This is a genomic window from Streptomyces sp. NPDC046900 (assembly GCF_040644975.1).
Classification (GTDB): domain Bacteria; phylum Actinomycetota; class Actinomycetes; order Streptomycetales; family Streptomycetaceae; genus Streptomyces.
Map to the genome: position 1 here is coordinate 60,259 of NZ_JBEYXD010000041.1, position 14,423 is coordinate 74,681.

Consider the following 14,423-nt stretch of genomic DNA (forward strand, 5'->3'; position numbering starts at 1 on the left):
CCTTGGCTCAGATACGACCGGCTGGCTCGGGGGCGCGGGGGGTGTCCGGATAGGTCCCGTTCCTGTGTCTGGCGCCGTGTTTGACGCCGCATAGGGGGGAAGGGTTGTACGGGATACACTGTCTGCTCAGTTGCCGCTCCACCAGCGCAATCTGATGACGGAGAGTCAACGGCTGATCATCATGCCGTGCCGCTCACCGTCAACCGTGCGAGAGCATCAACTCGAGCGATCCCGGCTGGCACCCGGAAAACCCAATCCCACCTGCACGGATGAGGAATTCGGCAAGGGCAACGTCAGCCCAGGGCCTCGATCGCCTTCAGGACCAGGGCGCGTGCCTCCGGGCCGTACACGGCGAGATGCTGCAGCCGGGCGAAGCCGCGCAGGTAGATGTCGAGTTCGCCGGGCGCGGTGACCGTCACCTTAGCGGCCAACAGCTCCACATGGACCCGCGTGTCGTCGAAGACGGTGAACTGCTCCAGCGGCCACATGACGTGCTCCCGTGCGGCGGTGGCCGGGATGATGCCGAGGGCGATCGAGGGCAGCGCCATGGAGGCGAGGAGGTGGCCGAGTTGGGCCGCCATCACCTCTTGGTCGCCCACCCGGTGGTGGAGGACGTTCTCCTCGAGGAGCGTGGCGAACCGGTGGTCTCCCTTGTGGACGACGTGGGAGCGGCGCATGCGCGCCGCGACTGCCTCGTTCACGTCGTCGGGGGTGTCACGGAAGCCCGCGATGGTGCCCATGAGGGCCTTGGCATAGCCGGGAGTCTGCAGGTAGCCAGGGACGACGTGGGAGGCGTACACGCGGAACGTGCGGGTGCGCTCGTACAGGGGCGTGGACACCTCCTGGAGGTGCCGCATGCCAGTGCGTTGGAGCCGCTTCCACTGCACGTACATGGACGTCGCGTGTCGGTTCGCTGCCACGAGGTCCGCCGCCTGGTCCACGGCGCTGCAGGCCGTACACCAGGCGCGAATGTCCGCGTCCGAGGGGGCCGTGTGCGCGTTCTCGATCCGAGACGACTTGGCTACGGACCAGCCGCAGCGGGCGGCGAGTTCCTTTCCGGTGATACCTGCGTCCAAGCGCAGCTCCCGCAGGCGGCCCGCGAGAGCTTCGCGCGCTTCCTGCACGCTGGACGTGGGGAACGGGGAGGGCATGGCCGGGCTACTTGACCTCGTACTCGTCGTGCGGGATGGCGCGTTCCCACACCTGCTCGAACGCGGCCTGGCGCATGCCGACCAGGTGTGGGTCGGTGACCAGTTCCTTGCCGGCCCAGTGGCCGTCACCGGAGAAGTGGTGGACGCGTACTTGGCGGTCGTCAAACACCCAGTAGTCGTTGGCGGGCAGCAGCAGGTCCATGGCCTGGTGCCGGGGCAGCCACCGCACCAGCTCGCCGGCCTCCAGGTTGGCGCAGGTCTGGTAGTGCTCCCACCTGATGTAGTCGGTGACCGGCTCCGAGACGACGCGGGCCCGGCGTACGGTTACTCCGCGGGCGACAGCGTCCGCGATGCTCTGGTGGTACGGCCGCCACCAGGAGGAGCGGTCGTCCCAGTCGACGCGCTGCCCGTTCTGCCACGCCTCGAAGCGCGGGTTGCTGAAGTAGACGTCCCGCATCTCCAAGTGGACGGCCGATCGTCGGCAGTCGGCGATGAGGTCAGCGAACTCGGGAATCGAGCTCATCGCACGCCTTCCTGATGATCGGGATCATCCGCTTGGGGATCCGGATGACGGTCTCGCCGGCCGGGATCGGCGCCCGGGCCGGGGAGAGCCTGTCGCACGTTACGGTGGTCTCCTCGTCGGCCTGGTAGCCCTGGATGAGCAGGTCTTCTGTGCTGTCGTCCACCCACACGGTGGGGCATCCGTCCTCGTCCGTGTCGGGGTCTATCCCAACGAACCGAAGGTTCACGGCGGTTGACCCTTCTGCGCTAACCGATTGCACGGAATTACACCACGGCCTCCGGATGGAAGGTGCCCCGTCAAGAGGGTGCGGTGTCGGGAGCTGTGCATCTCAACTCGCGTGTAATTCCGTGCAACTTCGTGGCGTGCGCCGGGCGCGGGTTTCTAGCGTCAGGGGCTACTGACGAGATCCCCGGTCGCTCGACTCGCCCGGGGGTGTGGTGACGCTCGAGAAGCGGTGACATGACACGACCCAGGGGTTCCTGATGACCGGCGTTCGGAGTTGACGTGTTCGACGCCCGCATCCTGGGAGGCGAACGCCTCCAGGAGGACCAAACGGTTGAGGTCGGCGATGTCGACGGACCACCCGAAAAGAGGTTGCCGGGCTCGTCGCGGGTGGCGTCGGTGAAGTCGGCCACGCGATCGAGCCACTGGTCACGGTACTCGGGGCGGATGTGAAACGTACGGCAATGAATATCATTCGAGGCTCCTCGGGACACGTACGAAGGGGCCCTCAGCCCGCGAACACGCTTGCCAGCAGAGCCACGTTGAGTGCCACCACCACCACGCTGACCGCCCAGGCGCAACATGTGGTCACGCGCCGGTTGACCCAGCGGCCCATGACGTCGGCATCGCGGGTGAGCAGGACGAGGGGGATGAGGGCGAAGGGAATGCCGAAGGAGAGGATGATCTGGCTGAGGACCAGGCTCTCCGTCGGGTCGGCCCCGGCCGCGAGGACCACGATCGCGGGCGTCATGGTGAGCAGCCTGCGCAACAGCACCGGGATCCGACGCCCGAGGAAGCCGCCCATCACCACCTCACCCGCGTACATGCCCACGCTGGTCCCCGCCAGGCCCGAGACGAGCAGGGCCAGCGCGAAGGCGAGGGCCACGGCGGGACCGACGAGCCGCCCGTACGCGTCGTGCGCCGCTCCGAGCGAGTCGGCGGCCTCGGGGGTGCCGGGGTAAAACAGAGTCGCCGCCGACACCAGCAGTGCCACGTTCACGGCACCCGCCAAGACCATCGCCACCAGCACGTCAGTACGTATGTGCCGCAGAAGCCGGTGCCGCAGTGGCCTGTCGGGGTCGTCCACGGGGCCCTGGGCGGGGCTGACGGCCTCAGGGAGGAGAGAGAGGTTGTAGCGGTCGCTGGTGAGCGCCGAGTGCAGATAGATGACGTGCGGCATGGCCGTGGCGCCGACGATCCCGCCCGCCAGCACCAGGCTCTCGGTGCCGGACAGCCCCGGCAGCAGTCCGTCGGCGGCGGTGGCCAACGGGGCGCCAGCGCCGATGACTTGGCCGAGGAACAGACCGAGGAGGGAGGTCAGCCCCACCGCCATCAACACTTCGAACCGACGCCGGCCGCGACCGCGCATCGGCATCATCAACAGCGAGACCGCGCCGACGACCACGCCGCCGAGCCACAGGGGCAGCCCGAACAGAAGGTACAGTGCGATGGCCCCGCCGACGACCTCCGCGAGGTCGGTCATCACGACGACCGCCTCCGCCTGCACCCACAGTCCCCACACCACCGGCCTGCGGTACCAGGCCCGGCACAACTCCGGCAGGCTCTTGCCGGTGGCGACCCCAAGTTTGGCTGAGAGGTACTGCAGCAGCATCGCCACGACGTTGGCGGTGAGCAGCACCCACAGCAGCAGCGGCCCGAAGGTGGCGCCCGCCTGGACGTTGGTGGCGAAGTTACCCGGGTCGACATACGCGATGGCGGCGACGAACGCCGGGCCGAGCAGGGTGTACGAGAGGCCGGAACGAAGACGGGGCCGCCGTTCGCCGGGAGTGCGGCCGGACTCGGCGGACAAGCCCTCCCCCAGGGTGGATTCGAGCGGAATGGGATCGAGATGCCCGGACCGGGCCGGGGCGGGTTCGGCCGTCATGACGTCGCTGCTCTCCTTGTCGGGTACGAACATGGGTCTCCGCGGGCGTGGGATGGCCGCGGACATGGTGGCGGAGCGGGCGATGCGCTCGCCCTGCCACCCAACGCGCTGCCGGCTAAGGAATGTTGGACGGCCGTGCCAGTCCCTCGGCGAGGTCGCCGATCTCTGGAGAGTGGATGGAGCCGGGATTTCCGATGATCTCCTCGACGATCAGCGTCTCGGTGGTAAGCAGCAGGGCGGCAATGGACGCGGCACTGAGCAGGGCGCTGCGGGTGACCTTGACCGGGTCGAGGATTCCGCGTCGGTGCAGATCGGCGTAGTCGCCGCGCAGGGCGTCCAGGCCGCTGCCGACGGGTAGCGCGGCCACCTTTGCCTCCGCCTCGTCCGGGTCGAGACCGGCGTTGATGGCGATCCAGCGCAGCGGTTCGGCGAGCGCCTTGGCGACGATGGCGCGACCCACCGCGGCGTCCCCGTCACCACCAGCCGTTTCGGGCCCGTCGAGCGCGGCAATCTCGGCCCGGGCGTGCAGCAGCGCCGCGCCGCCACCTGCCACCACGCCCTCCTCGGCCGCCGCCCGGGTGGCGGCGAGCGAGTCCTCCAGGCGCATCTGCTTCTCCTTGAGCTCGACGCCGCTCGCCGCCCCGACCCGGATCACGGCGACGCCACCGGAGAGCTTCGCGATGCGCTCGCCGAGCTTGTCCTGGTCGTGCTCGTTGGTGGCACGCTCCAGCTCGATCTTGAGGTTCTCGATGCGCTCGACCACCCGCTCGTCACCGCCGGCTCCGCCGAGGACGGCGGTGGAGCGCTCGGTGGCGATGACCTTCTCGGCGCGGCCCAGGTCATCGAGGGTGACGCCCTCCAGAGTGCGGCCCGCGGTGCCGGTGATGACCCGGCCGCCGGTGAGGGCAGCCATGTCCTCCAGTTCGGCGATGCGCCGGAAGCCGAAGCCGGGGGCGCGAACCGCGAGCGAACGGAACGTGCCGTGCGCCGCGTTGGTGACGAGCATGCCGAGCGCGGGCCCGTCGACGTTCTCGGCGATGACGACCAGGGGGGAGCCGGTGCGCATCACCTGCTCGAGGATCGGCATCAGCTCCTGCTGGTAGAGCCGCAACCACACGAACGCATCTGCCGATGCTGGCACCTGCTGCCGTGCCCGGGAGCCCTTCCGCACAACAGTGATCAGCTGCTGTCCCGGGTCGACATCGCGCTGCCGGACGCCGATCAATTCCGAGGCCCGGACTCCACTGGAGATCCAAAACGCGATCATGGCCCGGTCCCTGTTCGACGGCAGCGCCGCGAACAGCGTGTTGAACCACTCGTCCGGGATCGAGCGCGGAATCCGGCGCGGAACCGTGGGCCGATAGCGGCCTGTCCGCTCTGGCGCCCAGGCGTTCATCGGGTTGTGGTGCGCGTGTGCACGGCCCGAACGACGAGCCAGGTCCAGCGGCAACGGGTTGAGCGGCGGCCCGGATCCGGCATCACGGTGAAGGTCGTACAACCTGCGCAGCACCGTCTCGCTGTGGGCGGACTGATCAGTGTCGACACCAACGCCGACCATCTGGCTGCGTGGCGGCTCGACGAGCACGGCAACCCATGCGGCAAGCCGCGCCGGTTCGTCTACGACCTGTCCGGCACCGCGAACCGGCGTGATGCCCAGGTACGGCATGCACTGATCCGGCTCCTGCACTGGGCCCAACGCCACGGCCTGTCCATCGCGGTCGAAGACCTCGACTTCAGCACGCAGAAAACCCGGGAGAAACACGGCCGCCAGAAGCGGTTCAGGCAGGTGATCTCCGGCATGCCGGTATCCAAGCTGCGGGCCCGGCTCGTCAGCATGGCGGCCCAACTCGGCATCCCCATCATCGCCGTCGACCCCGCCTACACCAGCAGATGGGGCGCCCAGCACTGGCTGGGGCCCCCACCGGCACGACCAAGAAAACCAGCCGTCACGATGCCGCGAGCATCGCGATCGGCAGGCGCGCGCCCTCGGGCACCGCATCCGGCGACGGACGGCACCGCCCCCACACGACCAGAGCGATCATGTGGGGCATCGGACCGCCCAGGCCGGACACGGCACCCCAGGCCGTGAGGAAACCCGCCCCCGCATACCCGGACCACGGACACGATCCGTGCCGCCGGACGCGGCGCGAACGCGGGCGACCAGTGCATCCACAACCGTTCGGGACGCGCCAGCTGACCAGGACTGGGTACAAGACTCACTCCTGCACACTGACTAGGAACGGTTGAGAAGGCCCGTCCGCAGAGCCCGGTGACGACCTTGCGCCGTTCGCAGTGGCCGAGGAACTCATCCCATTCGGCGTCGGCCGGGGTGCGGTATTCCTCGCTACGTCGTGGGAGGGGCACCGGTGTGGCTTGTGCCTGCTGAGCGATGCCGTGCCACCAAACGATCCGCCGGTCTTCGTCCCGTCGGCCGTGCAGGATACGGAAATTCGAGGTTGGCGCAGGGGCGCTGGGGTGGATGATGCGTCGAGGCACCGGCCGGTGTCGGACGGGTGCCTCGACGGAACAGTTTGGCTAGGGCCTGCGGCTGCTGAATACAGCCGCAACTTCGGGGATGCGCTCGATGTAGCCGTTGAGCAGCTTGCGGCCGATGGTGACCGAGTCGACCAGGGGATGGAGGGAGAAGGCCTTGGTGGCGTCGGCGCGCGAGCCGGTGGTGGCGGCGCTGATAGTGAGGCGTTCGACTGCCTTGACCTGCTGCATCAGGCCAGCCTGGTGCAGGTCGGGTTGGGTGATGGTGAGCGGGTGGACACCGTTGGAGTCGACAGTGACGGGCACCTCGACGACCGCGTCGTGCGGGAGGGCGGAGACGGTGGTTCCGTTGCGCACATTGAGGATCATCGTCGCGCGCTCGTTGCGGCTAATCGCGGCCATCACCGCGAGAGCGACACCGGCATAGCCGTGGTGCGCGGGGTCCGGCTGGAAGTCTTCGTCGGCCTCGGCTTCTCCCTGTACGGCGCCTTTGGCCTCGGCCATGTAGTTGGCGCTGCGGTTCGCGACCGTCTCCCGCCACAGCGACACGGCCGTGCCCTCGGCCGCCTGTGTCACGCGCCTGTAGAAATCGTGCTGTTGACGGGCGAGGAACTCGCCGCGGGTTTGCGGGGCGTCGAGGATGCCTCGGACGGCGTCCCGGTTGAAGTAGTAGTAATACAAGTACTCGTTGGGGATCACGCCGAGGTCGCGCAGCCACTCGGTGCCGAAGACCACGCCCTCCTCCAGGTCGCCGAGGCGTTCGTCGGCGAGGAGGCGGGGCAGGACGTCCTCGCCGTCGTGTAGGACGCGGCGCATCCAGCCGAGGTGGTTGAGGCCGACGTAGTCGAACTGGGCCCGGGACGGGTCGAGGCCGAGGGCCCTGGAGATGCGGCGGCCCAGGCCGGAGGGGGTGTCGCAGATACCGAGGACGCGGTCGCCGAGGACGTTCTGCATCGCTTCGGTGATCATCCCGGCCGGGTTGGTGAAGTTGATGACGTAGGCGCGTGGAGCGAGGCGTCGCACCCGGTGCGCGATGTCGAGCATGACGGGTATGGTGCGCAGTCCGTAGGCCAGGCCGCCGGGGCCGGTGGTCTCCTGGCCGAGGATGTTGAGGTCGAGGGCGACCCGCTCGTCGCACATCCGCCCCGTCAGTCCGCCCACGCGGATGGCGGCGAACACGAAGTCGCTGCCCTCCAGGGCGTCGTCGAGCGAGGTGGTGACCGTCACTCGCGGCGCGTCGGCGTGGCCGTCCGCGAACCGGGCGAGTACTTCGGCCATCGCCTTCAGCCGGGCCGTGTCGGTGTCGTACAACCACACATCGTCGATACGGGGGGAGCCCTGGTCGCGCAACAAGGCCTGGTAGACGAACGGCACACGGAATCCGCCGCCGCCAAGGACGGTCAACTTCATGCGAGTATCACCTTTCGGTCCGCCTCTCGGCAGAACTGGAGCGTGTTGGGGTCGGCACCGCCGGTGGTGATCAGGACGTCGATGTCCGAGAGCGAGCACACGCGCAGCGATCCGGTGCCTGGGAACTTGGTCTCCGCAGCGACCAGGACGACCGTGGCGGCCGTCTCGATCATGGCCTGCTTCAGGGGTGCCTCGACGGTCATGTTGTCCACCACGTGGCCGTTGGGTCGCACTCCGGTGCAGCTGAGGAACAGCAGGTCGGCGCTGACCTGGCGGAGTGACTGCTCGGTGAGGGAACCGACCAGGGACTGGTAGTTGCGGCGCAGCACGCCGCCGAGCATCACCAGCCGTACGGCGTCGTCGTTGCGGAGTTCATCGAGCACCGCAAGGCTGCTGGTGATGACGGTGACGGGGCGCCCGCGTAGCCGCCGGGCGATCGCTCGGGGCGTGGTTCCGATGTCCAGGACGATCACACTGTTGTCCTCGACGAGCTTCACGGCCTCATCGGCCATGGCGTCCTTGAGCGCCTGATCGCGCGTGGCGACGACATCGAACGGAATCTCGTCCATCGCCTCGTCGGCGGCGGGTTCCGCGGCACCGCGCAGGGACAGGGCCGCACCGCCGTAGGTACGGACCAGTTCGCCGTTGCGGTCCAGTTCCGTCAGGTCCCGGCGGATCGTGGACTCACTGACCTGCAGCCGTTCGGCGAGCTCGCGCACCGAAACCACTCCGGTCGTCCGGAGCGATTCCACGATCTTCGCGTGTCGTTTGCTTGAGGTCACGCATGAAGAATAACCCCGATGACCGACTTCGGTCACTCGGTGAAGGGATCCGGTTCGCTGCTGACTGACTCTTGTCAATCCATGAGCGCGGTGCTCATAGTTGAGCACTTCACGAACGGTTGCACCAGACGGAGGCGTTCCCCCGTGCTCGATGTGGTCTTCGCCGGCGAGGTGTTCTGTGACCTCGTCTTCTGCGGCACCCCGCACCTGCCCACCCCAGGAACCGAGGTGTACGCCGACCGGTTCGCCGTCTCCGCCGGCGGAACCGCGAACCGCAGCGTCGCCGCAGCGCGACTTGGGCTGCGCACGGGGCTGTTCGGTGTGATCGGCACCGACCTCTTCGGCGAGCATCTCGCCGCCCGGCTGGGAGCCGAGGAGAACCTGGACCTGACGTGGTTGCGCCGCGACGGCTCAGTGCAGACCCCCGTCACGGTCGCGGTGACCAACGAGCACGACCGCGCCTTCATCACCTACGAGGAAGAAGGCGCCCATCGCCTTGAGGTGTGGGAGGGCGAACTGCCCGACGTACGCTTCCTGCAGCTTGGCATCGGGCGCCCGCTGCCCGGCTGGGCGGCCGAGCTCCGCGCCCGCGGCACGCGCGTGGTGGGCGGCGTCGGCTGGGACCCCACGGGCCACTGGTCACGCGCACTGCTCACCCGGCTTGCCGAAGTCGACGTCTTCGTCTGCAACGCCGTCGAGGCGACGAGCTACACCCGCACCGGCACGGTCGAGGAGGCCGTGAAGGTTCTCGCCGACCTCGTACCCGATGTCGTCGTGACCGACGGTGCCAGCGGTGCGGTCGCGGTGGATGGCGGCACCGGCGAATTGGTCCGGGTTCCCGTTCCCCGCGTGCCGGCCGTCGATCCCACCGGCGCCGGTGACGTGTTCACCGCAGCGCTGATCACCGGCCTGATCCACAGCTGGCCCCTTTCCGCTCGTCTCCGCTTCGCCGGACTGTGCGCCGCACTGTCTGTGCAGAGCCTGGGCGGCGCGAACAGCGCACCGCACTGGCATGCGATCGACGCCTTCCTTGAACGCACCCCCGGCATTCCGGACGCGGACCTCACCCGCATCCGCGCGGTCATGCCCTAGCCGGACACGCGCAGGCCCAAGCTCTCGCGCGCCTAGCACCCCCTCACTCCGAGGGACATCGCCCCCCGACGACTGCTCCACCAGCACGAGGAGGACCACCCCATGACCGAGACGACACCACGTTCGCGTCGGCGTGTCATCGCCGCGGCCGCGCTTGCCACCGGCATCTTGACCGGCGTCGCAGCCTGCGCACCCGGCCCCAGCAGCGGATCGCCCGCCGACACGAAGAAGACCACCGGCCCCATCTCCACCGATCCAGCCAAGGCCGGCAAGGTCACTCTCACCGAATGGGACCAGAACACCGACCCCGGCACCAACGCCTCCACGGAAGCACTCAACAAGGCGTTCATGAAGAAGTACCCGAACGTCACCATCAAGCGCGTCTCCCGGTCCTTCTCCGACCTCAAGACGACCCTCAAGCTCGCCCTGTCCTCCGCCAACCCGCCCGACGTCGTCCAAGCCAACCAGGGCTACCCCGACATGGGCGCTTTCGTGAAGGCCGGGCTGCTGCAACCCGTCGACACCTACGCCAAGGCCTACGGCTGGGACCCCTCGTTCCCTGCCCAACTGCTCGACCTCAACAGGTTCACCTCCGACGGCAAGGCCTGGAAGACCGGGAACCTGTACGGCGTCTCCCAGACCGGCGAGATCGTCGGCATCTACTACAACAAGGCCAAACTAAAGTCCCTCGGCCTGTCCGCCCCGACCACGCTCCCGGAGTTCGAGACCGCTCTCGCCAAGGCGAAGGCCTCCGGCCTGCAGCCCATTTCCTACGGAGACGCCACCAAGAGCCCCGGCATCCACCTCTTCGGCGTTGTCCAGGCCGCCACCGCCGGCAAGGCCGACGTCCGCAAGCTCGTGTTCAACGAGGGCGGCGCCAAGTGGACGGACTCCGGCAGCCTGAAGGCCGCGGCCACCCTGCGCACCTGGGCCACCAAGGGCTACCTCGGCTCCGGCTTCAACGGCAAGAGCGAGGACCAGGCCGTCGCCGCCTTCTCCCAGGGCACGTCCCTGTTCCTGGTGGACGGCACCTGGCAGTCGGCCGCACTCGCCCCGAAGATGAAGAACAACGTCGGGTTCACAGCACTCAGCCCCGCAGACGGGCAACCCCCGCTCACCCAGGGCGGTGAGGGTCTCGCCTGGGCCGTGACCTCCAAATCCAAGCACCCGGACGTGGCCGCCGCATACATCAACTTCCTCGTCGACCAGCAGGGCATGCAGGTGGCCGCCGACAACGGCAACCTGCCCGCCCTCCCGCCGACCGACTACAAGCCCGCCGCGGACACCGTCTACGCCGAAGTACTCGCCGAGTGGAAGGCCGTCAGCCAGAAGGACGGCCTGCTGCCGTACCTCGACTACACCACCCCGACCTTCTACGACACCCTTACCGCTGCCGTGCAGGAGCTGACGGCCGGGCAGCTGACGCCCAACGCCTTTGGCGCGCAACTCCAGTCGGACTACTCCTCGTTCCAGCAAGGCAGGTAGGTGCGACCCCCATGGTTGTTACCGCACAAGGTCCGACGGCGCGCAGGCGCTCGGCCGACACCTCCGCCCGGCGCCCGGTCGGGCGCCGCGGCCACATCCAGTGGAAGGGCTATCTGTACATCTTTCCGGCGCTGACCGTCCTGACAGTGTTCCTCCTGGTGCCGCTCGGTCAGCTGGTCCAGATCTCCCTGTACCACTGGGACGGTGTGTCCGCCTCCACTTGGGCCGGACTCGCCAATTACACCGACATTGCCCAAGACCCGCAGTTGCGCAACGGCTTTCTCCACTCCTTCGTCCTCATCATTTTCTTCGCGGTCATTCCGATCATGCTCGCCCTGCTGCTCGCCGCCGTCACTACCCGCGCCGGCCGACTGCGGGGGGTCTCCGTCTTCCGCGCCATGATCTTCCTACCGCAGGTCGTCGCAATGGTCGTTACTGCCACCGCCTGGACGGCGATCTACGCCCCAGACGGCGTGCTCAACGCCGCCCTGCGGGCTATCGGCCTGGACGCCGTCACCCGCCCCTGGCTCGGCGACTTCTCCACAGCGCTGCCCGCCGTCGGATTCATTGGCACCTGGCTGGAGATCGGCCTGTGCCTGGTGCTGTTCATCGCCGGCATCGGCCAGATCCCGACGGAACTGTATGAGGCAGCTAAGCTCGACGGAGCAGGCGCCGCAAGGGAGTTCTTCGCGGTCACCCTGCCGGGGCTGCGCGGTCAGGTCACCGTGGCGCTCACGCTAACCGTGATCGCAGCCCTTCGCACCTTCGACCTGGTGTACGTGGCCACCCATGGCGGTCCGGGCAATGCCACCAGCCTGCCCGCCTTCGAGGTCTACAACCGTGCCTTCGGCACAGGTCAGGTCGGCTCGGCCTGCGCCATCGCCGTCGTACTGACCGCGGTGATCCTGCTCATCACCTTCCTGATCACCAAGCTGCAGCCCAAGGAGGACGGGACATGATCTCCCGTCGTGAACGCGCCCTGAACTACGCCATCTTGACGGCATTCGCGGCGTTGGCGCTCGTGCCGCTGCTCGGTGTGGTGACGTCCGCGCTGACCCCGGTCGCGCAGTCTTCGCCCTCCTTCACATGGCCGCATCACCTCGACTGGGGCAACTTCGCCACTGCATGGCGCCAAGGCCACTTCGCCACCTATCTGACCTCCAGCGTAGTGGTCGCGGTATCGGTGGTGCTCCTCACGTCCGTACTGGCGATCCTCGCCGGCTTCTCTTTCGCACACTTCGACTACCCGGGGCGGTCACCGCTGTTCTATGTCACCCTGATCGGCTTGATGGTGCCGCCCGAAGCCTTCGTGATCCCGCTCTACTTCAACCTGCGTGACGCCGGAGTCACCGACTCGTACTGGTCCCTGATCCTGCCGCAAACCGCCCAGTCGCTCGCCTTCGGCGTCTTCTGGATGCGCAACTTCTTCCGCTCAGTGCCGGTCAGCATCATCGAGGCAGCGCGTCTCGACGGAGCGTCTGACTGGCGGCTGTTGTGGCGGATCCTGGTGCCCACCAGCCGTCCGGCGCTGCTGACAATGGCGATGCTGGTGTTCATGTGGACCTGGAACGAATTCCTGCTTCCACTCGTCATGATCACCGACGAGAACAAGCGCACTGCCCCATTGGGCCTGGCGTTCTTCCAGAGCGAGCACACCACCCAGTACTCGCTCCTCGCCGCCGCCTCCATCATCGTCGCTCTGCCGGTGGTCGCACTGTACGTGCTCCTGCAGCGGCACTTCATCTCAGGCATGCTGTCCGGCGCAGTGAAAGGCTGAAGACGCGGGGGTGCGTGCATGCGTTCTCCTTCGCTGAAGCGGTCCGGCTCCAGGCAAAGCCGTGGGACCTCCATAGATCGGGCCGCTACTTGATCGAAGCCCTCGACGATGAACCGTTCCCAGTCAGTGAGCAGGAGTGAGTCTTGTACCGCATCCGGCGACGGACGGCACCGCCTTTTGCCCACCCAAGCGATGGACAGGAGCATCGGACCGCCCAGGCCGCACGCGGCACTCCAGGGCGTGAGGGAACCCGCCCCCGCATCCCCGGACCACGGACACGATCCGTGCCGCCAGACGCGGCGCGAACGCGGGCGACCAGTGCATCCACAACCGTTCGGGATGCGCCAGCTGACCAGGATTGGCACCGGCGAACGATGGCGCAACGGGCGAGGGACATCGGGCCGGATCAAGGCATATCCACCGGTCAACGAGGCACCCGTCGCTGAACCGACTGCCCCCTCGCGCTATCTGCGCGAAGCCGACCGCGTCCACATAGCCGACCGGTTACAGGAGAAGGCCACCATCCGGGCGATCGCCGCCGAACTGGGCCGAAGCCCGTCGACGATCAGCCGCGAAGTCCGCCGCAATGGCACCGTCCTGGCTGACGGCCGCTGGCACTACCGGCCCTATACCGCCCAGCGCCGCGCTGACGCTCGCCGACCTCGCCCCAAGGCCGGGAAGATCGGCCAGAACCCGGAACTGCACGACTTCATCCAGTCTCGCCTGGCCCTGCGCTGGAGCCCTGAGCAGAACTGCCACGCTCTGCGCAGACGCTTCACCCTTCGGCCGGAGATGCACGTGAGCCACGAGACCATCTACCAGGCTCTTTACTCTCAAGGTCGCACAGAACTTCGCCGCGAACTGACCCAGGCTCTGCGCATGGGGTGGCATGGCGTTGACGGTGGTGATGAGGGCGTCACGTGCCTGGGTGACGACGTCCCTGTACGAACCGGAATGGGGAACCTGGGTCACCTTCCGGCGGGTGTACCACTGGAATCCGGAGGCGATCAGACCGGCCCACACCGACCAGCCCGAACGAATCTAGTGCAGCATGCGTGAACACTGGCTCGCCGTCCCGCTTTGGTGCCGCCCACGGCCACGCCGATCACCCACCTCCTCCACTGCAGCGGGGCCATCGTCAATGACTTCGGCGTCATCTGCTGAACAGCATGGCCTGAAAGGGCCTGGGTTTCCCCGCGCGCGGAGGGCCGGTTCGGCGCGACGGCCTCGTGCACGGCTGGAGTGAACAGACAGGTCAGTGCACCGAGCCGCGAGGTCGATCGCCGTGCGGTCCGCAGACGCCGCGCACAGGTGCCTGCGGCATCCGCCCGGCAGTCGACCTCACGGCCGCACGGTCTCCGTAAACCGCTCCCGCACGCGGCCCGGCCCGGCCCGCTCGAGCCTGGCAGGGGCGCCCGCGCAATCAGCAGTGCATTATCCGAACTACTGAGGGTTTCGGCCTAGGGTGACGGTGATCTCGCTGGTGGGTGTATCCCGGTGTCATGCGGTATCCCGATGGGGGCGGTCTGACCGCGAAGCAGCGGGCTCAACGGGAGCAAGTGCGGTTCGAGGCCGCCGAGTTGTTCGCGCAAGGTGTGACGCC

At 67.9% G+C, this 14,423-nt stretch carries 11 protein-coding genes and 4 pseudogenes; 7 read left to right on the plus strand and 8 right to left on the minus strand.

All coding sequences use genetic code 11. From position 1 onward, the window contains the following. Positions 1–293: 293 nt before the first annotated feature. The 6 genes and pseudogenes from ABZ904_RS31050 to ABZ904_RS31075 all read right to left on the minus strand — a co-directional run bounded on the left by ABZ904_RS31050 (position 294) and on the right by ABZ904_RS31075 (position 5,177). Positions 294–1,151, minus strand: a complete 858-nt coding sequence (locus ABZ904_RS31050) for a helix-turn-helix transcriptional regulator (protein WP_359404140.1) — start codon at positions 1,149–1,151, stop codon at positions 294–296. 7 nt (positions 1,152–1,158) lie between these two features. Continuing rightward, positions 1,159–1,674 (minus strand): DUF6879 family protein, encoded by a 516-nt coding sequence (locus ABZ904_RS31055; RefSeq protein WP_359404137.1) that lies wholly within the window; start codon positions 1,672–1,674, stop codon positions 1,159–1,161. Then, positions 1,649–1,900: a hypothetical protein gene (locus ABZ904_RS31060; RefSeq protein ID WP_359404134.1), complete on the minus strand. Its 252-nt coding sequence runs from the start codon at positions 1,898–1,900 to the stop codon at positions 1,649–1,651. The genes ABZ904_RS31055 and ABZ904_RS31060 overlap by 26 nt, the downstream gene beginning before the upstream one ends. A 266-nt stretch (positions 1,901–2,166) precedes the next feature. After that, positions 2,167–2,371 (minus strand): annotated as a pseudogene (locus ABZ904_RS31065) (putative quinol monooxygenase); the annotation flags it as partial. 33 nt (positions 2,372–2,404) lie between these two features. Then, positions 2,405–3,814: an Nramp family divalent metal transporter gene (locus ABZ904_RS31070; RefSeq protein ID WP_361826973.1), complete on the minus strand. Its 1,410-nt coding sequence runs from the start codon at positions 3,812–3,814 to the stop codon at positions 2,405–2,407. An 82-nt stretch (positions 3,815–3,896) separates the two neighbouring features. Then, positions 3,897–5,177, minus strand: coding sequence for a TCP-1/cpn60 chaperonin family protein (locus tag ABZ904_RS31075; protein ID WP_361004556.1), 1,281 nt, complete (start codon positions 5,175–5,177; stop codon positions 3,897–3,899). A gap of 126 nt (positions 5,178–5,303) precedes the next feature. Here ABZ904_RS31075 and ABZ904_RS31080 point away from each other — a divergent pair. After that, a pseudogene (locus ABZ904_RS31080) lies at positions 5,304–6,018 on the plus strand (IS200/IS605 family accessory protein TnpB-related protein); the annotation flags it as partial. 298 nt (positions 6,019–6,316) lie between these two features. Here the strand turns inward: ABZ904_RS31080 and ABZ904_RS31085 are convergent. Both ABZ904_RS31085 and ABZ904_RS31090 read right to left on the minus strand, forming a co-directional pair. Then, complete coding sequence (locus ABZ904_RS31085; RefSeq protein ID WP_359411099.1) at positions 6,317–7,684, minus strand: 6-phospho-beta-glucosidase; 1,368 nt, start codon at positions 7,682–7,684, stop codon at positions 6,317–6,319. Continuing rightward, positions 7,681–8,466 (minus strand): DeoR/GlpR family DNA-binding transcription regulator, encoded by a 786-nt coding sequence (locus tag ABZ904_RS31090; RefSeq protein ID WP_359411097.1) that lies wholly within the window; start codon positions 8,464–8,466, stop codon positions 7,681–7,683. The genes ABZ904_RS31085 and ABZ904_RS31090 overlap by 4 nt, the downstream gene beginning before the upstream one ends. Positions 8,467–8,610: 144 nt before the next feature. On the opposite strand from ABZ904_RS31090, the gene ABZ904_RS31095 reads away from it, so the two are divergent. The 6 genes and pseudogenes from ABZ904_RS31095 to ABZ904_RS31120 all read left to right on the plus strand — a co-directional run. Beyond that, on the plus strand, positions 8,611–9,558 hold the full coding sequence (locus ABZ904_RS31095; protein WP_359411095.1) for a carbohydrate kinase family protein: 948 nt from the start codon (positions 8,611–8,613) through the stop codon (positions 9,556–9,558). A gap of 102 nt (positions 9,559–9,660) precedes the next feature. Beyond that, entirely contained in the window at positions 9,661–11,043 is a 1,383-nt protein-coding gene (locus ABZ904_RS31100; protein WP_361826978.1) for an extracellular solute-binding protein, read from the plus strand. An 11-nt stretch (positions 11,044–11,054) separates the two neighbouring features. Next, the gene (locus ABZ904_RS31105; protein ID WP_359411091.1) at positions 11,055–12,002 is read left to right on the plus strand and encodes a sugar ABC transporter permease; all 948 of its coding nucleotides are present in this window, start codon (positions 11,055–11,057) and stop codon (positions 12,000–12,002) included. Next, positions 11,999–12,820: a carbohydrate ABC transporter permease gene (locus tag ABZ904_RS31110; RefSeq protein ID WP_359411089.1), complete on the plus strand. Its 822-nt coding sequence runs from the start codon at positions 11,999–12,001 to the stop codon at positions 12,818–12,820. The genes ABZ904_RS31105 and ABZ904_RS31110 overlap by 4 nt, the downstream gene beginning before the upstream one ends. Positions 12,821–12,960: 140 nt before the next feature. Beyond that, positions 12,961–13,266 (plus strand): annotated as a pseudogene (locus ABZ904_RS31115) (hypothetical protein); the annotation flags it as partial. After that, positions 13,184–13,705: pseudogene (locus tag ABZ904_RS31120) on the plus strand (helix-turn-helix domain-containing protein); the annotation flags it as partial. The pseudogenes ABZ904_RS31115 and ABZ904_RS31120, both read left to right, overlap by 83 nt. Positions 13,706–14,423 lie beyond the last annotated feature (718 nt).

Excerpts from the sequence above, each read along its gene's own strand:
- ABZ904_RS31055 (WP_359404137.1), bottom strand. The coding sequence starts at position 1,674 with ATGAGCTCGATTCCCGAGTTCGCTGACCTCATCGCCGACTGCCGACGA.
- ABZ904_RS31075 (WP_361004556.1), bottom strand. The coding sequence starts at position 5,177 with ATGAACGCCTGGGCGCCAGAGCGGACAGGCCGCTATCGGCCCACGGTT.
- ABZ904_RS31105 (WP_359411091.1), top strand. The coding sequence starts at position 11,055 with ATGGTTGTTACCGCACAAGGTCCGACGGCGCGCAGGCGCTCGGCCGAC.
- ABZ904_RS31070 (WP_361826973.1), bottom strand. The coding sequence starts at position 3,814 with ATGTTCGTACCCGACAAGGAGAGCAGCGACGTCATGACGGCCGAACCC.
- ABZ904_RS31110 (WP_359411089.1), top strand. The coding sequence starts at position 11,999 with ATGATCTCCCGTCGTGAACGCGCCCTGAACTACGCCATCTTGACGGCA.
- ABZ904_RS31050 (WP_359404140.1), bottom strand. The coding sequence starts at position 1,151 with ATGCCCTCCCCGTTCCCCACGTCCAGCGTGCAGGAAGCGCGCGAAGCT.
- ABZ904_RS31085 (WP_359411099.1), bottom strand. The coding sequence starts at position 7,684 with ATGAAGTTGACCGTCCTTGGCGGCGGCGGATTCCGTGTGCCGTTCGTC.
- ABZ904_RS31100 (WP_361826978.1), top strand. The coding sequence starts at position 9,661 with ATGACCGAGACGACACCACGTTCGCGTCGGCGTGTCATCGCCGCGGCC.